The sequence below is a fragment of the Microbacterium sp. CFBP 13617 genome (genome assembly GCF_014839445.1).
Lineage (GTDB): Bacteria > Actinomycetota > Actinomycetes > Actinomycetales > Microbacteriaceae > Microbacterium.
In genome coordinates this window covers 123,671-144,416 of the sequence record NZ_JACYNW010000005.1, presented here as the reverse complement: position 1 = coordinate 144,416, position 20,746 = coordinate 123,671, and the positions used below count along the sequence as shown (strand labels likewise).

The 20,746-nt window shown below is 71.1% G+C and carries 12 protein-coding genes; all 12 read left to right on the top strand.

The window, feature by feature from the left end; all coding sequences use genetic code 11:
• The first annotated feature begins 77 nt into the window (after nt 1–77).
• The 12 genes from IFU40_RS16035 to IFU40_RS15980 all read left to right on the top strand — a co-directional run bounded on the left by IFU40_RS16035 (nt 78) and on the right by IFU40_RS15980 (nt 20,745).
• A complete protein-coding gene (locus IFU40_RS16035; RefSeq protein ID WP_055833577.1) occupies nt 78–1,211 on the top strand; it encodes a serine/threonine-protein kinase in 1,134 nt (377 codons plus the stop codon).
• The gene (locus IFU40_RS16030) at nt 1,211–7,174 is read left to right on the top strand and encodes an Ig-like domain-containing protein (RefSeq protein WP_191926960.1); all 5,964 of its coding nucleotides are present in this window, start codon (nt 1,211–1,213) and stop codon (nt 7,172–7,174) included. The genes IFU40_RS16035 and IFU40_RS16030 overlap by 1 nt, the downstream gene beginning before the upstream one ends.
• Nucleotides 7,175–7,238: 64 nt before the next feature.
• Entirely contained in the window at nt 7,239–8,204 is a 966-nt protein-coding gene (locus IFU40_RS16025; protein ID WP_055935947.1) for an AAA family ATPase, read from the top strand.
• Between the two features lie 43 nt (nt 8,205–8,247).
• Nucleotides 8,248–9,624: a DUF58 domain-containing protein gene (locus tag IFU40_RS16020; protein ID WP_191926959.1), complete on the top strand. Its 1,377-nt coding sequence runs from the start codon at nt 8,248–8,250 to the stop codon at nt 9,622–9,624.
• On the top strand, nt 9,621–12,134 hold the full coding sequence (locus tag IFU40_RS16015) for a transglutaminase domain-containing protein (protein ID WP_191926958.1): 2,514 nt from the start codon (nt 9,621–9,623) through the stop codon (nt 12,132–12,134). The genes IFU40_RS16020 and IFU40_RS16015 overlap by 4 nt, the downstream gene beginning before the upstream one ends.
• The gene (locus IFU40_RS16010) at nt 12,131–13,876 is read left to right on the top strand and encodes a DUF5684 domain-containing protein (protein WP_191926957.1); all 1,746 of its coding nucleotides are present in this window, start codon (nt 12,131–12,133) and stop codon (nt 13,874–13,876) included. Before IFU40_RS16015 ends, IFU40_RS16010 begins: the two co-directional genes overlap by 4 nt.
• Nucleotides 13,873–14,958 (top strand): hypothetical protein, encoded by a 1,086-nt coding sequence (locus IFU40_RS16005; protein WP_191926956.1) that lies wholly within the window; start codon nt 13,873–13,875, stop codon nt 14,956–14,958. Before IFU40_RS16010 ends, IFU40_RS16005 begins: the two co-directional genes overlap by 4 nt.
• Nucleotides 14,959–15,312: 354 nt before the next feature.
• Nucleotides 15,313–15,681, top strand: coding sequence for a 30S ribosomal protein S12 (gene rpsL, locus IFU40_RS16000; RefSeq protein ID WP_017201609.1), 369 nt, complete (start codon nt 15,313–15,315; stop codon nt 15,679–15,681).
• 5 nt (nt 15,682–15,686) lie between these two features.
• Nucleotides 15,687–16,157, top strand: a complete 471-nt coding sequence (gene rpsG, locus IFU40_RS15995) for a 30S ribosomal protein S7 (RefSeq protein ID WP_055833595.1) — start codon at nt 15,687–15,689, stop codon at nt 16,155–16,157.
• A gap of 92 nt (nt 16,158–16,249) precedes the next feature.
• On the top strand, nt 16,250–18,364 hold the full coding sequence (fusA, locus tag IFU40_RS15990; RefSeq protein ID WP_055833598.1) for an elongation factor G: 2,115 nt from the start codon (nt 16,250–16,252) through the stop codon (nt 18,362–18,364).
• A gap of 161 nt (nt 18,365–18,525) precedes the next feature.
• Nucleotides 18,526–19,719 (top strand): elongation factor Tu, encoded by a 1,194-nt coding sequence (gene tuf / locus IFU40_RS15985; protein ID WP_055833601.1) that lies wholly within the window; start codon nt 18,526–18,528, stop codon nt 19,717–19,719.
• A 195-nt stretch (nt 19,720–19,914) separates the two neighbouring features.
• Nucleotides 19,915–20,745 (top strand): hypothetical protein, encoded by an 831-nt coding sequence (locus tag IFU40_RS15980; protein WP_191926955.1) that lies wholly within the window; start codon nt 19,915–19,917, stop codon nt 20,743–20,745.
• The last annotated feature ends 1 nt before the right edge of the window (nt 20,746 follow it).

The following is a 20,746-nucleotide window of genomic DNA, read 5'->3' as shown; positions in this document are numbered from 1 at the left end:
ACACAAAGGCGCTTTTGTTAGCATGCTCCAGTTGTCCGCCCGCTGAGTCGCGGGCGCGTCGTCCGGGAGGGGGCTCGATGCCGCAGCGGCTTCCGTCGTCGCCGCCCATCCTGCCCGGGCTGGCCTACATCCGCCCGCTCGGCTCGGGCGGCTTCGCCGACGTCTTCCTCTACGGGCAGGACATGCCCCGCCGCGACGTCGCGGTCAAGGTCCTGCCCAGCGATGCGCGCGACGCCGACCTGCTGCGCATGTTCAACGCCGAAGCCGACGTGCTCGCGCACCTGTCGGCGCACCCGTCGATCGTGACCGTCTACCAGGCGGGCATCTCCGCCGACGGGCGGCCCTACATCGTCATGGAGTTCTGCCCGGGGTCGCTGGCGCAGCGCTACCGCGTCGAGCGCATGCCCGTGGCCGAGGTGCTCTCGATCGGGGTGCGCATGGCGGGAGCCCTCGAGTCGGCCCACCACGCCGGGCTCATCCACCGCGACGTCAAGCCCAGCAACATCCTCGTCACCACCTTCGGTGCCCCGGTGCTCGCCGACTTCGGCATCTCGTCGTCGCTCGCGCCGCACGGTGCCGACGAGATGCTGGCCATGTCGGTGCCGTGGAGCGCTCCCGAGGTGGTCGCGGAGCAGACCGCCGGAACCGTCGCGAGCGAGGTGTGGAGCCTCGGGGCCACCGTGTACTCGCTGCTGGCGGGGCACAGCCCCTTCGAGCGCCGCGAGCGCGGGCAGAACTCGCGCGAGCAGCTGCGCCGCCGCATCGCCCGGGCGACGTACACCGATATCTCGCGCACCGACGTCCCGCCCTCGCTGCAGGCGGTGCTGGCGACGGCGATGTCGCGCAACCCCGGTGATCGCCAACCCAGTGCCCGCGCGTTCGGCGAGGCCCTGCAGCGGGTGCAGTCCGAGCTCGGATCGCCGGCCACTCCGCTCGAGGTGCCGGCGGCCGAGTGGACGCCCGGTGCGCGCACGGTCGACTTCGCCGACGCCACCCAGCGCGGGCCGGTGCGCTCCCGCCTCGAACGCGAGGGATCCCGCAAGGTCCGCGGCGCGTCGGGCATGGCGGGCCTCGCGCGCGACGAGGACACCGACATCGCCTCTCCCTCCTCGCCGACGTACCGGGTGCTGCCCTGGGTGCTGGCCGGCGCCACGCTCGTGACCGCGGGCGCCGTCGCCGTGGCCGCGCTCTACGCCACGGGGGTGCTGTGATGAAGCGCCGGACCCTCGTCGGTCTGGGCTCGAGCCTCGCGGCCGTCGCCCTCGTGGTGACCGCCAGCATCGTCTGGCCCGGTCTCGACGCCCAGCAGACGCCCGAGGTCGACACGTCGGTGTGGGCGCTGCAGACGGGCGAGGGGCAGCGGTACGCCCGCGTGAACACGACGGTGGGCGAGCTCGACACCGTCCGCACCGCGGGCAACCCCAGCCAGGTGGCCCAGAGCGGCGACGGGGCGTACCTCTTCACCGACAGCTACAGCAAGCTCACCCGCATCGATGAGGCCCAGCCGATCGATCTTCAGCGGGAGCAGCTCGAGTCCGCGCCCGACACCCCGGCCGGCACGACGTCGGTGGTGACGGCGGGCGACTACGCCGTGTATCGCACCGACACCGGCACGCTGTTCGCCGGTCTGTTGAGTCGGGCCGGTCAGAGCACGACCGAACTCGACCCCTTCGGAACGGCCGGCGACGAGGGCGCCCAGTCCTACACCGCGGATGCCATCGCGCTCGACGCGAGGGGAATGCTCTTCGCCTACTCCTCGGCGGACGGCTCGGTCATCCGATACGACCTCGAGGCCGACGAGGTCCGAGCCCGCGACGCGCTCGACGTCGACGTGGCGGCGCCCGTGCTGTCGGCGGCGGGAGATGCCTGGGTGCTCGTCGACCCCGACGCCGGACGCGTCTGGGTCCGAGGGGCGGACCCCGTCGACATCGACACGGGCGAGCAGACGGTCGTCGGTGAGGCCGACGCCGATGCGCGGTCGGTGTACATCGCCGACGAACAGTCGCTGTGGAGCGTTCCCGCCGACGGATCGGAACCCCGTCGCGAGGTGGGCGGCGGGGGCGCCGTGCTCGGCCAGCCCGCGCGACCGCTCACCCACCAGGGCGTCGGGTACGCGGCATGGCTGCTGCCCGGAGACGCGCGCGGCACGCTGTGGCGCTCCGACCAGGGCGAGACCGACCTCGACTACGGCGGGGCGACCATGCCCGACCAACGGCGGCCGGTCTTCGTCGCGACCGACCACGCCGTGATCCTCAACGAGACGCGTTCGGGGTGGGTGTGGACGGTGCCCGACGGCGCCCTCGTGGCCTCCAGCCAGAACTGGTCGCTCGACGACCGCACCGATCAGGCGGCCGTCCAGAGCGAGGAACAGCTTAGCGTCGTGCTCGACCCGAAGCCTCCCGTCGCCGAACCCGACTCCTTCGGCGTGCGCGCCGGGCGTCTCGTCACGCTTCCGGTGCTGCTGAACGACCACGACCCCAACGAAGACGTGCTGAGCATCGTGGCCGAGAGCGTCACCGGTCTCGACCCCGGCTTCGGCTCCCTCACCGTCACCGATGCCGGGCAGCGCCTGGCCGTACGGGTGACGCCCGGCGCGACCGGGACGGCGACGTTCTCGTACGCCGTGACCGACGGCACCACAGCCGACGGGCTCACGTCGCCCTCCACCACCGTGACCCTCACCGTCTCGCCCGCCGACACGAACTCCGCCCCCGTCTGGTGCGGCGTCGAGACGTGTCTGCAGCAGTGGCCGACCCCCGAGGTCGCGCGCGGGGGCACCATCACCGTCCCGGTGCTGCCCGGGTGGGTCGACCCCGACGGAGACCCGCTGCTGCTGCTGTCGGTCGACAACCCGGGCGGCGTCGGCACGGTCGCCGCGACCCCCGCCGGCGACGTCGTCTACCAGCACGCCGACGACGGCTCCGGCGGCGAGCAGAACGTCCAGCTCGACGTCACCGTGGCCGACACCGCGGGAGCGACCACGACGAAGCCGCTCATCATCCGGGTGGCGCCCGACCCCACCCTGGCCGTGCAGTCGTTCACCCGGCTCGACACCGCGGGCTCGTCGCTGACCGTCGACGTCGGACCCCACGTGACGGGAACGGCCGGTGACGTCACCCTGACCTCGGTGCGTGTGCTCGACGAGGCCACCGCCACCGCCACCGTCGTGGGCGGCAGCACCACGTTCGATTTCTCGGCGTCGCAGCCGGGGGTGTACCGCGTCGACTTCACCGTCAACGGCGGAGGACGCGACGCCAACGGCACCGCGCGCATCACGCTGCTCCCGGGCGACGCCCCCGCGCAGCTGTCGACCTCGCCGGTCGTGGCGTTCGTGCGACCGCAAGAAGACGCCACGCTCGACGTGTTCTCGGCCGTGTCCAACCCCACCGGCCGAGTCCTGCTGCTCAGCGACGTGCAGCCGGCCGCCGAAGACGGCGCGTCGTTGACGGTGGACACCGTCGGGCAGAACGATCTGCGCGTCTCGGGCAGCACGGCCGACGGCAGCGCGGGTCTGCTCGGAACGGTGGGGTACACCGTCAGCGACGGCACCGACGACGAGGGATCCCGGGTGACCGGCGAGGCCACCGTGTACCTCCTTCCGCCCGCCCCCGAGATCGCGCCCATCGCGGTCGACGACACCGTGACGGTGCGCGCGGGCGCGCAGATCGACATCCCCGTGCTCGACAACGACATCTCGCCCGCCGGGGGACGACCCACCCTCGACCCGTCGAGCGTGCAGGCTCAGCCGGCCAGCGACGCGCTGGCCTTCGCGTCGGCCGGGGTGCTGCGCTACCTCGCTCCCACCGCGCCGGGGTCGTACGAGGTGACCTACCGCGTCTTCACGACCGGCACCCCGGCGCTCTGGGACGAAGCGACGGTGCGCATCACGGTGCTTGGCGGCGAGGCCAACCGCGCCCCGCTGCCCGACACGCTCGAGGGCCGCGTCCTCAGCGGCGGGACGACCACGGTGGAGTTCCACGGCTTCGGCGTCGACCCCGATGGCGACGCCGTCACCCTCGATCGCATCGTGAGCCAGCCCGACCGGGGTACGGCATCCGTGACGCCGGATGGTTCGTCGATCGTCTACTCGTCGGTGCCGGGCGACCGGGGGCAGATCACGTTCCGCTACCGGGTCTCCGACACCGCCGGCGCGACCGGTGAGGGCACGGTGCGCATAGGCGTTCTCGACGCCGAGGCCAACCCGAGTCCCATCACCTTCACCGACTACGTGCAGGTGCAGGCGGGGGCCGACAGCGAGATCCGCGTCAGTCCCCTGGCCAACGACATCGACCCCACGCAGGGCCGTCTCACGCTCACCGGGGTGCGCCCAGATCTGCCGCAGACCCTGGTCGACGGCAGCGACAACCCGGAGTACGCGCGCCTGAACGGTTTCGTGCGGACACTGACCGACACGGGCGTGGTCCTGCGCGCCGGTGAGTCGCCCGGCACGATGTCGTTCCTCTACGACGTCGAGTCGGACTCGGGCAACACCGGGCGCGGGCTCATCGTGGTGAAGGTCGTGCGCGAGAGCGTGCCCGATTACCCCGTCGTCGCCGACACCGTGCTGACCGTCGAGAACCGCGACGACTTCACCTCGGGCGTCGACGTGCTCGCGGGCAAGGCGACCTGGTCGGCGGGCGACGTCGGGTCGCTCGACGTGGCGCTGTGGGGACAGCCCGCCGACCTCCGCGTCGACGGGCGGCAGATCTCGGGTGAGCTGCCCGCCACCCGCCGCGTCATCCCGTTCGCCGTCTCGGGCCGCTCGGGTGACACCGACGTCACCACGTACGCGTTCCTGCGCGTGCCGGGCGACGACGACCTGAGCCTGTCGCTGCGCCCGGGCACGGCCCAGCGCGTCGACGAGCTCGCCTCGGTCGAGTTCGACATGGCCTCGCTGGTGGCCCTCCCTCGTCGCGCGACCCTCGAAGTCGGCCCCGACGTCACGACCACCGGCGTCCGCGCCGAGGGCCGCTGCAGCGTGACCGGATCCGTGGTGCGCTACGACGCGGGTACCGGTTCCCCCTGGACCGATGCGTGCCAGGTGCCCGTGCGGGTCGCCGGCACGCAGGACTGGACCGTGCTCTCGGTGCCGATCGGTGTGATCGCCCGCGATCCCCAGCCCGAGTTGCGGCCGGGCGCGCTCAGCGTCGGACCGGGCGAGACGGCGACCTTCGACCTGCGCAACATGACGTCGTGGCAGCTGGGACGTGAGGACTGGGGCGCGATCCGCTACGCGCTGGAGTACTCGGGCTCGGCCTTCCAGGTCGCGCTCGACGGGTCGACGGTCACCGTGACCGGCACCGACCGCGCCGTGCCGGGCACCGACAACGCCGCCATCATCTCGGTCACCAGCCACAACGCCGTCGCCCCGGCCCGACTCGTGCTGCGCGTGGGCGCGGCCCCCTCGACCCTGCCGCAGGGCGGCACGACGTCGTCGCAGTGCTCGCAGGCCTCGGGGTCGAGCTGCAGCATAGGCGTCATCGGCATCACGGGTGAGGTCAACCCGCTGCCGCGCACGCCGCTCGAGGTCGTGGGCGTGCGCCCGACGGCCTCGTGCACCGGGGTGACCTTCTCGGTGGCGTCGTCGTCCAGCATCGTCGCGTCGTGGTCGGCCGATGCTCCCGGTGCGACCTGCAGCGCCAGCGTCACCCTGCGCGACGCCCAGGGGCGCACCACCGCCGCCACCCGCGACGCGCGGGTCGTGCTCGATCTGCTGGGCTATCCCCGTGGCCCCGCGAGCGTGCGGCAGACCGCGTACTCCGACGGCTCGGTGACCCTGCGCATCGACCCGGGCGAGGCCCGTCGCGCCTACCCGTCACTGGCCGGTTACACGGTGCGGTGGCGCGGCGAGGTCGTCGCGCAGTGCGGCCCCGACGGCGCCTGCCCGACCATCGCCGCCCCCAATGGGGAGCAGCGCGAATACGTCGTCAACGCCGTGAACAGCGTGGGGGAGTCCACTGCGTCGGTGCGCACGACCGCCTGGGCCTACGACACCCCCAACCGCCCGGCGGGGGCGAGCTTCGAGCCCGTGCAGACCGGGGGCGACGGCAAGGTCGCCGACGTGACCATCACCGGCATCGAATCGGCCGAGACCGGCACGCTCGAGATCAAGAGCGCCTCGGGCGAGACGAAGAAGGTCGACGTCGGCCGCAATCAAGACAGCGTCACGCTGCGGGGCTTCACCGTCGGCAGCAACACCGGTACCGAGGTGTCGGTCACGCCCATCTCGCGCTTCACGGTGCCCCCCGGGCTCGGCGGATCGCAGACCGGGCAGGCTCTGGTGTTCACGGCCCACGGGGTGGGAAAGCCCACGCAGCTGGAGCTGAAACCCACGTCGACGCAGACCGGAGGCGGAAAGGTCACGATCAGCGCCGAGGGCTCCGCGTCGACGAACGGCGACGACTCGACCCTGCGCTACGGCTTCGCCCTCGACGGCGCCTGCCGGGTCGACGGCGAGAAGAAGCGCGCCGAGTTCCCCGGCAAGGACGACGGCCAGACGTACACGGTGCGTCTGTGCGTCGACTCGGTCTACGACGGGCGCGTGTACGGGTCGGAGACCATCGAGAAGTCGGTCGACGCCACGCAAGACCCCACCGCCCCGCGCGGGTACACCTTCCGGGTCGGGGCGAGCCCCGATGTGGACGGCGACGAGGCGTACTGGCGGATCAGCGGCATCCAGGAGGGTGACGTTCCCCCGCGCAACAACGAGACCGTCTACGAGAACTGGGGTCCCGGAACCAGCGTGTACGACCGCGACCCGAACATCGGCGTCTACTTCCAGCACAAGGTCTGGCCGACGCGGTCGAATCGCGGCTCGGTGAGCGCGGCCTCCGGGAGCGCGCCCTACCAGGTGCAGGCCCGCGCCTCCATCGACTCCTGCGTCGCCGGGAGCCAGCTGAAAGCGGCGTGGGACACCAGCAACGACATCGGCAACGGAACCCCGTCGTACGCCGGGGCGACCTACCGCGACAAGAACGGCAACAAACTCGGCACCGGGGACGATCCCCGCACCGTCCCCCGCGGTGCCGTCAGCGTCACGGGCGTGACCGTCAAGATCGACTGGTCGTCGCGCGACTGGGGGCTCGAATCCGCCACTCTCAAGGTCGACGGCACGTGCGATCCCGGCAAGGCCGCCGAGCCCTCCCAGCCTCCCAAAGACACCCCGCCCGACTGACGCCCCGTCCGCCGACGTCCGGCACCCGACACCCCGCCCCCCGCCACAGGAAGACACCACCGACATGACGATCACCCAGGAGCAGGCCACCTGGTTCTCCCAGACCTTCTCGCAGATCGCCGACAACGTCGAGCGCGCCGTCCTCGGCAAGCGGCACGTGGTCGAACTGGTGCTCACCGCCATGCTCAGCGACGGACACGTGCTGCTCGAAGACGTCCCCGGCACGGGCAAGACCTCGCTCGCGCGCGCCGTCGCGCAGTCGGTGCAGGGCACGAACACCCGCATCCAGTTCACCCCCGACCTGCTCCCGGGCGACATCACCGGCATCACGGTCTACGACCAGAAGACGGGCTCGTTCGAGTTCCACACCGGCCCGATCTTCGCCAACATCGTCCTCGCCGACGAGATCAACCGCGCGAGCCCGAAGACGCAGTCGGCGCTGCTCGAGGTCATGGAAGAGGGCAGCGTCACCATCGACGGCGTCTCGCGCGAGGTCGGCGTGCCGTTCCTCGTGCTGGCGACGCAGAACCCCGTCGAGCAGGCCGGCACCTATCGCCTGCCCGAGGCGCAGCTCGACCGCTTCCTCCTGCGCACCTCGCTCGGCTACCCCGACCACGCCGCGACCCTCCGCATCCTCGACGGCGGCGCCGTCGCCACGGCCGACCTCCGCCCGATCATCACGCCGCAGGCCCTCGTCGGCATGGCCGACCTTGCGGCATCCGTCTACGTCGACGCGCTCGTGCTCGACTACATCGTGCGACTCGTGGATGCCACCCGCACGGCCGACGAGGTGCGGCTCGGCGTCAGTATCCGCGGTGCGCTGGCCCTCACCCGCGCGACGCGCGCCCGTGCGGCGTCGCAGGGCCGCACGTACGCGACCCCCGACGACGTGAAGGCGCTCGCCGTGCCCGTGCTCTCGCACCGGCTGATCCTTCACCCCGAGGCGGAGTTCGACGGCGTGACGCAGGAGGCCGTCGTGGGTCAGGTGCTGCTCGACACCCTGCCGCCCACCCAGCGCGAAAGCGCGTGACGATGGCGGTGGCCGTGGCATCCTCACCTCCGGGGGTCGGGTCATGCCCGATGTGAACCTCACCGAGTCGCGTCTGACGCGCACGTCGGCCGGCACGATGGCGACCGGCTCGCGCACGTCGATCACCTCGACGTCGACCCGCCGGCAGCGCCGGATCGTGCGCGCGGTCGTGCAGGTCGCCGAGGCCTGGCGCGTGGCGACCGAGGCGGTGGCCGCGGCTGCGCGGTGGGCGGGCAGAACTGTGCGCCCGGCCGGTGCCGTGGTCGTGGTGGCCGCTTCGCTCGGGCTGGTGTTCGGACTGATCTTCGGCTGGGTCGAGTGGATGGTCGCGGGCAGCGCCGCCCTGCTGCTGCTGGTGATGGCCGTGCCGTTCCTGTTCGGCGCGCGCGCGTACGCCGTCGACCTGGCCCTCACCCACGAACGCGTGGTCGCCGGCCACGGGGTGACCGGCGAGATCGTCGTGCGCAACGAGAGCGCGCGCCCCACGCTCCCCGGTCGTCTCGACATCCCGGTCGGTCGCGGGCTCGTCGAGTTCGGGGTGCCGCTGCTCCGCCCGGGTCAGGACACCACCGAGCCGCTCGAGATCCCGCCGCTTCCGCGCGGTGTCGTGCGCGTCGGCCCCGTCACCACCGTGCGCAGCGACCCGATCGGTCTGCTCCGACGTGAGCACGCCTTCGACGACGTGCACGAGGTGTTCGTGCACCCCCGCACGGTGGGGCTCCCCTCCACCAGCGCCGGCCTCATGCGCGACCTCGAGGGCAACGCCACCCGCCGCCTCGTCGACGCCGACATGTCGTTCCACGCGATCCGCGAGTACGTTCCGGGGGACTCCCGGCGTCAGGTGCACTGGAAGTCGACGGCGAAGACGGGCCGGCTGATGGTGCGCCAATACGAGGAGTCCCGTCGCTCGCGCATGGCGGTGGTGCTCGCCGCCGCGACCCAGGAGTACGCGGATGCCGACGAGTACGAGCTCGCGGTGTCGGCCGCCGCCTCGCTGGGTATCCGGGCGGTCCGCGACGCGCGCGACATCGACATCGTCACCGGGTCCGAGATCCCGCGCGTGGTGAAGGGGCGCCTGCGCGCGATCCGCCACGTGCCGGTGATCTCGCCGCGTGCTCTGCTCGACGGGTTCAGCGCACTCGACCGGCACGAGAACACGATGCCGGTCGAAGACGTCTGCCGCTTGGCATCCGAAGCCAACGAGCGCCTCTCGATCGCGTTCGTCGTCGTCGGGTCGGCCGTCCCGCTCGGGCGTCTGCGGCAGGCCGCGTTGGCGTTCCCGGTCGACACGGCGGTCGCCGCCGTCATCTGCGACGAACGCGCTCACCCGCGCATGCAGAGCATCGCGGGTCTGACGGTGCTGACCATCGGCACCCTCGACGATCTGTCCGGACTGCTCGCGCGGGGAGCCACGTCATGAGCGCGCGGCGCCGAGACACCTCGGCCCGTCGTCGACGCGAGGCGTCGTCGGTTCCGCGACGGGTCGCGGGGGCGTTGTTCACCGCCGCGTGCATCGTGCTGGCGGCGGTCGCGGCGTGGCCGATCTACGCGTCGGCGTCGTTCCTCGTGCTGGTTGTGGGGGCGTCGATCGTCGCGGCCGCCGTGGTCGCCCTCGTCGCGTGGCGGCGCGGGGGCGGGTGGGCGCTCGCGGGCGGTCTGGCGGGGGCGTTCGTGCTCCTCGCGGTCCCGCTCGCCGTGCCGTCGCGCCTCACCTCGCCGCTCGACGTGCTGCGCGGCCTCGGAGAGGCCCTCGCCGGGCTCGTCGTCGCGTGGAAGGACCTGGTCACGGTTGACCTGCCGGTCGGCTCGTACCGCAACCTGCTCGTCCCCGCCCTCGTCGTCTTCCTGGTCGGCACGGGGGCGACCCTTGCGCTGGCGTGGCGCGGCGACCGTCGCGCGACCGGTGCCGTCGTGAGCGGTCTGGCCATGGTCGGCTTCGGTCTGTTCTTCGGCCGCACCGCGACCAGCGCGCCCCTCGTCGTCGGTCCGCTGACGTTGGCGTCACCGGTCGAGACGGCGGTCGGACTGTGCGCCCTGCTGGTGGCGGTGTTGTGGCTGGCCTGGCGCGCGCACGATGAGCGCCTCCGCGCGCTGCAGCGGGCGAGCGACGTGTCGGCGGCTCCCGTCGCGCGCGGCAGGTCGGCCACCGACCGTCGCCGCGCGGCTCTCGGGGTGGCGATGCTCGGGGTCGCAGTGGTGGCGACGACCGCGGTCGTGCCGTGGGTGGCGCGGGATGCCGACCGGCAGGTGCTGCGGTCCGCCGCCGGCCCCGACGCGCAGATCGCCGAGGCGGTGAGCCCGTTGGCCCAGTACCGCGCGATGTTCGCCGACGCCCGCGCCGACGACGTGCTGTTCCGCGTCAGCGGCGAGGGGTCCCTGCCCGAGCGCATCCGTGTCGCAACTCTCGACACGTACGACGGCGAGATCTTCCGCGCCTCCGGCGACACGGGCGGGGGCTTCCTGCGCCTGCCGTCGGTGCGCGACGCGGGGGAGGGACGCCCCGTCGACGCCGACGTCGAGATCGTCGACGGCGACGGGATCTGGATGCCGACCGCCGGGAGCCTCGCCTCGGTGACGTTCGAGGGGGATCGGCGCACCCTGCTCGCCGACCGGTTCTACTACAGCGCCGCCGCCGAAGCCGGCGTCCAGACCGCCGACGGAGGCCTGATCCAGGGCGACCGCTACCGACTGTCGGCCGTCGAACCGGAGGCCGTCGACCTCGCGAGCCTGACCCCGCCGGGCGTGGCCGACGGGGTGTCGGGCGGAGACAACCTGCGGCGCTGGGTGCAGGAGCACGCCGCCGGCTCCGACGGGGCCGCCCTGCAGTCGCTGGTGCAGATGCTCCGCGCGCGCGGATACCTGAGTCACAGTCTCGCGCCGCAGGGCTCGGCGACCCCGGCCTGGGCGGCCGAGCTTCCCGGGTACCAGGTGCAGCCGAGCGCCTCCGGGCACTCGCTGGCCCGCATCGACGCGATGTTCGAGCGACTGCTGGAGCGGGAAGAAGATCCACGGGCCGAGACCTCGGGCAACTTCGTCGCCGCCGTCGGCGACGACGAGCAGTTCGCCGTCGCGACCGCCCTCATCGCGCACGAGCTGGGATTCCCCGCGCGGGTCGTGGTGGGCACCCGCCTCGTCTCGGCCGACGCCGAGCTGTCCACGTGCGCGGCCGGCGAGTGCCGCGCCCGTGATCTGAGCGCGTGGACCGAGGTGCAGGGCGTCGACGGGCGGTGGGCCGCCATCGACGTCACACCGCAGTGGAAGCAGTCGCCGAGTCTCGAGGTGACGCAGCAGCAGGACCCCGAGAACGTCACCGAGGTGCGTCCCGACACCGTCGAAGAAGTGGTGCCCCCGGCGCCCGTGCAGGAAGACAACGCGCTCGACGACGACGTCCCCACCGACGACGGCCTCGATCTCGCCTGGCTCTGGCCCGTGCTGCGGGTGGCGGGGATCACCGCGCTGGCGCTGCTGGTGCTCTTCGGCCCGTTCCTCGCCGTCGTCATCGCGAAGGTGCTGCGCCGGCGCGGGCGCCGCCGAGACCCCGACCCGCGCGCCGCCATCGCGGGCGGGTGGGACGAGTACGTCGACGCGGGCATCGACGCCGGCCGGATCGTACCCCTCGCGCCGACCCGCAGCGAACTGGCTCGAGCCTTCGCCACCCCGTCCGCGACCCGTCTGGCCGAAGACGCCGATCGGGCGGTGTTCGCCCCCACCGCGGTGAGCGCCGACGAGGTCGCGGCCTTCTGGCGCATCGTCGACGCGGATCGCCGCGTGCTGCTGCGTCAGCGGGGTTTCTGGCGGCGCGTCCGCGCGGCCGTATCGTTGAGATCGTTTCTGCGGTTCCTCGCCCCACGCCGTCCGCGGCGGGGGTCGCCGCATCGCGACGAGAGGGGGAAGCGTCCCACCGCCCCGGCGGGACGCGACACGACATGACCGATTCCACCGGCTGGATCCTCGGCGCGGCTTCGCTCGCGCTCGCCGTCATCCTCTACCTCTGGCTCGCGCTCGCGCTCGCCGCGGTCTTCCGCAAAATCGGGGAGCCCACGTGGAAGGCCTGGATCCCCGTCCTGAACGTCGCGACGGTGCTGAAGCTGGGCGGCTTCTCGCCGTGGCTCGTGCTGCTCAACATCGTCCCGATCTTCGGCGGGATCGCTTTCATCGTCGTCTTCATCGTCGCGGTGCATCGGATCTCGGTCGGCTTCGGTGCCGGCGCGGGCATGACCGTCGTGGGTGCGCTGTTCCCCGTGATCTGGGCGAGCATCCTCGGCTTCGGCTCGGCGCGCTGGGAGGGCGACGACGCGGCCGCCCCCCGCTCGGCCGTCGACGAGGATTCCGCCCCGGCGCGTCGAGGCCGTGACTTCGACGGGCCGTACGTGCCGCTGATCGGCGGCTGGACGCCCGACCCCGCGGACTCCGCCCGTGATCAGGATGCCGAGGGCCCGGCCGAGTCCGTGCCCGCCGCTGTGCCGGGCACGGCGCCGGTCGCGGTGCCGTTCGCGGCGCCCTCCGGGTCGCTCTCCGACGCCGCCCCGTCGCCGAGCGACTGGGCCCCGCCCGTCGACCTCCGCCCCGCGAACTTCGACGGTCCGCGCCGCGCGAGCGGGTTCCCGCCCGCCGCCGACGCCCCGTCGACCGCGACCTCAGCGGCCGACGCGCAGCCCGCATCGCCCGCCGTCGAGCCCGCCCCCGCCGCTCCTGCGCGTGTCGCCCCGACCCCGCCGGTACCGACGTCGGTCTTCGACGTGCTCGACGCGTTGCGCGACGAGGCTCCCGCCACCGGGGAGACCTCTGTTCCGCGCGAGCCCGCGGCCGGCCCCCCGGCACGCGGTGAGGTGCGACCGGACTCGCGCGAGACCGACGACGACGTCTCTCGCGTCCGCGACGACGGCTTCTCCCCGGTCAGCGACCGCCCGCTTCCCGGCGCACCGGCGCGCGGCGACGCGGCCCCGGCGTGGACCCCTCCCGCGACGTTCCCCGATGCCGCGTCGGCGGCCGGCGTCGACGAAGACTCGGACGGTTCAGAGGCAGCGCCGTGGGCGAACCCGCCGCGGCGCACGCCACGACCGGATGCCGACGGCGCGACGCCCGCGGCGGGCACTCCGCTCACGCGTCCGGCGCCCGAACCCGTCCCGGCGCCGCGCGCAGCGGTCAGCGCCGTTCCCGACGAGTTCCCCGAGCTGTCCGAGGCCGTGTCGGCGGTCTCGGAGGCCCCGGATGCCGGGTCGCCGCGATCGGCGCGCACCTCGGTCTCGGCGTTGTACACCCAGCCGGAGGTGCCGTCCGATCAGGCCGACGACGACTTCGACGAGCTCGATCGCACCGTCGTGACGCGGCGCAAGCGCATTCCGTGGGCACTGATCCCGCCGGGTGGTACCCCCGTCGACCTCACCTCGTCCGTCGTCATCCTGGGGCGTCGCCCGGCCCTCGACCCGTCGCGCCCGGACGCGCAGCTCGTACCGATCTCGGATGACACCCGCACGGTGTCCAAGACGCACGCGCGCCTCGAGCTGCGCGGCGACACCTGGTTCGTGACGGATCTCGACTCGACCAACGGGGTGCTCTTCGCCACCCTCATGGGGACCGAGGTCGAGGCCCCTCCGGGGGAGGAGATCGAGGCCGGCGAACGCTTCTTCCTCGGCGACGCGGAGGTGCGTCTGTCGCGGAGGGACGTGTGAGCGGCCCCTACGACCGCCCCGACGATCCCGACGAGGTCACCCTCTGGTCCGGTCGGCTGCGGCCCTGGCCGGCGGCCCCGGTCCCCGAGGGCGACCTCGACGACGAGACGGTGCGCTCGGGTGGGACCGACCTCGACGACGACACCGTGGTCTCGGGTCGCCTCGACCACGACGACACGGTGCGTTCGACGCGACCCGAGGTCGACGACGACACGCTCCGGTCGGCTCCTGCCCTCCCCGACGACGACACGGTCGTGTCGCGAAGCGCGCGCGTCGACCCGGGCGCGGCCGCGTCGGATGTCGACCCCGTGGATGCCGATGACCCGGCGGACGCGTGGACCACCACCGCTCCGCGCCGCCCGCTCGCGTCGATCCCCGACGTCGATGAGGCGACACGGCGTCGCCCGGCGCCGGTGCCCGATGTCGACGAGGTGACTCGTCGCCGTCCTGCGTCGGTCCCCGATGTCGACGAGGTGACACGGCGTCGCCCGACGCCTGCTCCCGATGTCGATGAAGTCACGCGCCGTCGCCCGCTCCCGGCCGCGACCCCCACCACGCCCCCCGACGTCGACGAGGCGACCCGCCGCCGACACGCCGCGCCCGACCTCGACGACACCACCGCGCCGGGCGTTCGAGCACGTTCCGCCACTCCCGACGCCGCGTCCCCCACGACGCCACCCGCTCCCGACCTCGACGACCAGACCGCCTCGGGCGCTCGTCGCCGTGCGGCACGCGGCGGTGGAGTGCACGGCGGTGCGGCACCCGACCGCGAGGCGCCCGCTCGCACCTCGCCCGACCGAACCGCACCCGACCGAGTCGCGCCCGACCGAGAGGTGCCCGGCACCGTCCGCGCCGCGCACATCCCGATCGCGGGGGAGCAGCAGGCCTACGCCCCGCGCACGCGCGAACCGGTGCGGGTGGAACGCCGCCCATCGGCATCCGCGGTCCGTTCCGAGGCCGACGTCCCCGCCAGCCGTCGCCGCACGGGTCGTAGCGGTGCGCTCCGCGCACTGATCCTCGCGGGCGTGATCGTCGTGCTGCTGGGTGTCGCGGTCGCCGCCGCGGTGCTGCTGCTCGGTTGAGCGCTCGGCACCCGGCACACTCCCAGCCCGAGGGGCCGCACACGTTTGCCCCGCTCCCGGGGAGCGCGTATCATTGGCCGGGTGTGCGTTCACGCGCGCCGTGCGTCATGCCTCCGGGCAGGTCGTTCGGATCAACGCTCGCACCATCTCAGGGATTGGCCTGCGAACAGGTCACCCCCACGGCATATCCACCACGACCGCGTCCGATCATTCTGGCGCGTGGCGGATTCCACGTGAGCCCGACACGTCACGAATCGCAAGATCCACGACGTTTCGGGGGAGACACGACGCTGTCACCGTGCAGCACCCTGCGCAGAACCGCAAGGAACCGCGCAGCACAATCAAGGAGAGAACGTGCCAACCATTCAGCAGTTGGTTCGCAAGGGCCGCTCGCCGAAGGTCACAAAGACCAAGGCTCCCGCGCTGAAGTCGAACCCCCAGCAGGCCGGCGTGTGCACCCGCGTGTACACGACGACCCCCAAGAAGCCGAACTCGGCCATGCGCAAGGTCGCCCGCGTGAAGCTGCGCAACGGCACCGAGGTCACCGCCTACATCCCCGGCGAGGGCCACAACCTGCAGGAGCACTCGCTCGTGCTCGTCCGCGGCGGTCGCGTCAAGGACCTCCCCGGTGTCCGTTACAAGATCGTCCGCGGTGCACTCGACACCCAGGCCGTCAAAAACCGTAAGCAGGCTCGCAGCCGCTACGGTGCGAAGAAGGGCTGAGTCAGATGCCTCGTAAAGGTCCCGTCACCAAGCGTCCGGTCGTCAACGACCCGGTCTACGGTGCTCCGATCGTCAGCCAGCTGGTCAACAAGATCCTCGTCGACGGTAAGAAGTCGATCGCAGAGTCGATCGTCTACACCGCCCTCAAGGGTGTCGAGGCGAAGAACAGCCAGGACGCCGTCGCCACGCTGAAGAAGGCGCTCGACAACGTCCGTCCCACCCTCGAGGTCAAGAGCCGCCGCGTCGGTGGCTCGACCTACCAGGTGCCCGTCGAAGTCAAGCCGCACCGCGCGAACACCCTCGCGCTGCGCTGGCTCGTGAGCTACGCGAAGGGTCGTCGTGAGAAGACGATGACCGAGCGTCTGCAGAACGAGATCCTCGACGCCTCGAACGGCCTCGGTGCCGCGGTCAAGCGCCGCGAAGACACCCACAAGATGGCCGAGTCGAACCGCGCCTTCGCGCACTACCGCTGGTAACAGCTCCTTCTTCGACGGGCTCGGGCGGCCGACCCGGCCCGCGAGCCCGTCGAAGAACCCACGACATCCGCCACCACACGTAAGGACACCCCGTGGCACAAGACGTGCTCACCGACCTCACCAAGGTCCGCAACATCGGCATCATGGCGCACATCGATGCCGGCAAGACGACGACGACCGAGCGCATCCTGTACTACACGGGAACCAACCACAAGATCGGCGAGACGCACGACGGCGCTTCGACGACCGACTGGATGGAGCAGGAGCAGGAGCGTGGCATCACGATCACCTCCGCTGCTGTGACGTGCTTCTGGGACAAGAACCAGATCAACATCATCGACACCCCCGGGCACGTCGACTTCACCGTCGAGGTGGAGCGTTCGCTCCGCGTGCTCGATGGCGCCGTCGCCGTCTTCGACGGCAAAGAGGGCGTCGAGCCCCAGTCGGAGACCGTGTGGCGTCAGGCCGACAAGTACAACGTCCCCCGTATCTGCTTCGTCAACAAGATGGACAAGCTCGGCGCGGACTTCTACTTCACCGTCGACACCATCATCAACAAGCTCAAGGCGAAGCCGCTGGTCATCCAGCTGCCCATCGGCGTCGAGAACGACTTCATCGGTGTCGTCGACCTCGTCGAGATGCGCGCACTCGTCTGGGCGGGCGACGCCAAGGGTGATGTCACCATGGGCGCCAAGTACGACATCCAGGAGATCCCGGCCGACATGGCCGACGTCGTCGCGAAGTACCGCGAAGAGCTCCTCGAGACCGTCGCCGAGACCGACGAAGAGCTCCTCGAGAAGCACTTCGGTGGCGAAGAGCTCACCGTCGCCGAGATCAAGGCCGCGATCCGCAAGCTGACGGTCAACTCCGAGATCTACCCGGTGCTCTGCGGCTCGGCGTTCAAGAACCGCGGTGTGCAGCCCATGCTGGACGCCGTCATCGACTACCTGCCGTCGCCCCTCGACGTGCCGGCCATCGAGGCGCACGACCCGAAGAACGAAGAGACGATCATCGAGCGGCACGCCGATCGTGAAGAGCCCTTCACCGCGCTGGCGTTCAAGATCGTCACGCACCCCTTCTTCGGTCGTCTGACCTACATCCGCGTGTACTCCGGTCACCTCGACTCGGGCGCGCAGATCGTCAACTCGACGAAGTCCAAGAAGGAGCGCATCGGGAAGATCTTCCAGATGTACGCCAACAAGGAGAACCCGGTTCCCTCGGTCACCGCCGGTCACATCTACGCGGTCATCGGCCTCAAGGACACCACGACCGGCGACACCCTCTGCGACGCGCAGAACCAGGTCGTCCTCGAGTCGATGACGTTCCCCGAGCCCGTCATCGAGGTCGCGATCGAGCCGAAGACCAAGGCCGACCAGGAGAAGCTGGGTCTCGCGATCCAGAAGCTCGCCGAAGAAGACCCCACGTTCCGTGTCGAGCAGAACAACGACACCGGCCAGACGGTCATCAAGGGCATGGGCGAGCTGCACCTCGACATCCTCGTGGACCGCATGAAGCGCGAGTTCAAGGTCGAGGCCAACGTCGGCAAGCCGCAGGTCGCGTACCGCGAGACGATCAAGAAGACCGTCGAGCGTCACGACTACACGCACAAGAAGCAGACCGGTGGTTCGGGTCAGTTCGCCAAGATCCAGTTCGCGCTCGAGCCCCTCGAGGTCACGGCCGAGAAGATCTACGAGTTCGAGAACAAGGTCAGCGGTGGTCGTATCCCCCGCGAGTACATCGGACCCACCGACCAGGGCTTCCAGGACGCCATGAACGTCGGCGTGCTCGCCGGCTACCCCATGGTGGGCGTCAAGGCGATCCTGCTCGATGGCGCGTCGCACGACGTCGACTCCTCGGAGATGGCGTTCAAGATCGCCGGCTCCATGGGCTTCAAGGAAGCGATCCGCAAGGCCAACCCCGTCATCCTCGAGCCGCTCATGTCGGTCGAGGTGCGTACTCCCGAGGAGTACATGGGCGACGTCATCGGTGACCTCAACTCGCGTCGCGGACAGATCCAGTCGATGGAAGATGCCCAGGGCGTCAAGGTCGTGCGGGCGCTCGTTCCGCTGTCCGAGATGTTCGGCTACATCGGCGACCTGCGCTCGAAGACCTCGGGCCGTGCCGTGTACTCGATGGAGTTCGACAGCTACGCCGAGGTTCCTCGCGCCGTCGCTGACGAGATCGTCCAGAAGAACAAGGGCGAGTAACACCTCCCTCGCGGATGCCGGGAGCCCCTGCTTCGACACGGGTTCCCGGCATCCACTCAAACTGAATACCGACTCTCTAGTAATCTGAGAACAACCCCCGCGAAGAACCGGTCGCAATCCAGTGCCCGAGACCTCGCAACCAACGTCCTGAGGAGGACCCAGTGGCTAAGGCCAAGTTCGAGCGGACCAAGCCGCACGTGAACATCGGAACGATCGGTCACGTCGACCACGGCAAGACCACGCTCACCGCTGCCATCTCGAAGGTGCTCGCCGACAAGTTCCCGTCGGCCACCAACGTTCAGCGTGACTTCGCGTCGATCGACTCGGCGCCGGAAGAGCGTCAGCGTGGTATCACGATCAACATCTCGCACGTCGAGTACGAGACCCCCAAGCGCCACTACGCGCACGTCGACGCGCCCGGCCACGCCGACTACATCAAGAACATGATCACCGGTGCCGCGCAGATGGACGGCGCGATCCTCGTGGTCGCCGCCACCGACGGCCCGATGGCTCAGACGCGTGAGCACGTGCTGCTCGCCAAGCAGGTCGGCGTTCCCTACCTGCTCGTCGCGCTGAACAAGTCGGACATGGTCGACGACGAGGAGATCCTGGAGCTCGTCGAGCTCGAGGTTCGCGAGCTCCTCTCGTCGCAGGACTTCGACGGCGACAACGCCCCCGTCGTCCGCGTCTCGGGCCTCAAGGCTCTCGAGGGTGACGAGCAGTGGGTCAACGCCATCGTCGAGCTCATGGAAGCCGTCGACGAGTCGATCCCCGACCCGGTGCGTGACAAGGACAAGCCGTTCCTCATGCCCATCGAGGACGTCTTCACCATCACGGGTCGTGGCACGGTCGTCACGGGTCGCGCCGAGCGCGGTACCCTCGCGATCAACTCCGAGATCGAGATCGTCGGCATCCGCCCGACGCAGAAGACCACGGTCACGGGTATCGAGATGTTCCACAAGCAGCTCGACGAGGCCTGGGCCGGCGAGAACTGTGGTCTGCTCCTCCGCGGCACCAAGCGTGACGACGTCGAGCGTGGCCAGGTCATCGTGAAGCCCGGTTCGGTCACCCCGCACACCAACTTCGAGGGCACGGCGTACATCCTGTCCAAGGAAGAGGGCGGCCGCCACAACCCGTTCTTCACGAACTACCGCCCGCAGTTCTACTTCCGTACCACCGACGTGACCGGCGTCATCACGCTGCCCGAGGGCACCGAGATGGTCATGCCCGGTGACACCACCGAAATGTCGGTCGAGCTCATCCAGCCGATCGCCATGGAAGAGGGCCTCGGCTACGCGATCCGTGAGGGTGGCCGCACCGTCGGCGCCGGTACGGTGACCAAGATCGTCAAGTAAGTCTCTTTCGACTTCACTCGGCAAAGGCCGGGCCTTCGGGCCCGGCCTTTGTCGTTCCTGCGCGAGGCATCGTCGCAGCTGTCACGGACTCCGGATGCCGTGCACCCACCCGTTCTGCGTGATGGCGGGCACTGCGACGCGAGGCCGTGCTCTCCGCGAATCGGGCCGCGCGGGTGAAACCCGTAAGCTAAACGGGTGAGTGACACCCCCTTCGAGCCGAGCCGACGCTCCCGTCGCGAGGCGCGGGCGGAGGTCGACACCGCCCCCTCCGAGCCCTCGCTGAGCGTCGGCCACGATGACCGTGGCGCGTCCGGCCGTCCCGCCGACCGCCCGCGTGCCTCGAACGATCGTCCGGCTGGACGCCCGGCATCCGGGTTCTTCGGTACCTGGAAGCCCCTGGTGGCCGCCGCCGCGGCGCTCGTCGTCGCCATCGTCGTCGGGCTGTTGGCCGGCGTCGCCTTCAACGGAGCCGCGGGTCGCAGCGTCGGCAGTGTCCTGGCATCCGCCGTCGTCGGGGGGACCGGCCTCGGGCTGATGGCCCGCACGCGGCCCGCCGGATTCTTCTCGCTGCGGGGCCTCGACGTTCTCTGGGCACTCGTGCTCGGCGCGATTCTGCCCTTCGTCACCGGCATCGCGGCGGGGTCCCTCGGGTGGCCGGCGTTCGCGGCGCTGTCGCCGCGGTGGCTGCTGCTGGGTGTCGTGGCGCCGTTCGTCGTCACCGCCATGCTGGCCTTCTTCGCCATCGGCTTCGTCTTCCCGGCGGCTCTGAGCTATGCGTCGACGCGCTTCACCCCGGCCATCGCTCGCGTGGTGGCCGGCGTCGTGTCCGCCCTCGCATTCGCGGTCATCCCGCTCGTCTTCTCGGGCACCGTGTCGGGCATGCCGACCGCGCTGTTCGTGGGCCTCGGCATCGCGGCATCCGTCTTCGTGGGGCTCTCGCTGCGCTTCTGGGGGCCGCTGCTGCTGAGCCTCGTCTTCCCGATGGTCTGGGTCGCGCTCTCGGTCGCCGGCTACCTGCTGGCCTGAG

Excerpts from the sequence above, each read along its gene's own strand:
- IFU40_RS16035 (WP_055833577.1), top strand. The coding sequence starts at position 78 with ATGCCGCAGCGGCTTCCGTCGTCGCCGCCCATCCTGCCCGGGCTGGCC.
- IFU40_RS16030 (WP_191926960.1), top strand. The coding sequence starts at position 1,211 with ATGAAGCGCCGGACCCTCGTCGGTCTGGGCTCGAGCCTCGCGGCCGTC.
- IFU40_RS16025 (WP_055935947.1), top strand. The coding sequence starts at position 7,239 with ATGACGATCACCCAGGAGCAGGCCACCTGGTTCTCCCAGACCTTCTCG.
- IFU40_RS16020 (WP_191926959.1), top strand. The coding sequence starts at position 8,248 with ATGCCCGATGTGAACCTCACCGAGTCGCGTCTGACGCGCACGTCGGCC.
- IFU40_RS16015 (WP_191926958.1), top strand. The coding sequence starts at position 9,621 with ATGAGCGCGCGGCGCCGAGACACCTCGGCCCGTCGTCGACGCGAGGCG.
- IFU40_RS16010 (WP_191926957.1), top strand. The coding sequence starts at position 12,131 with ATGACCGATTCCACCGGCTGGATCCTCGGCGCGGCTTCGCTCGCGCTC.
- rpsG (WP_055833595.1), top strand. The coding sequence starts at position 15,687 with ATGCCTCGTAAAGGTCCCGTCACCAAGCGTCCGGTCGTCAACGACCCG.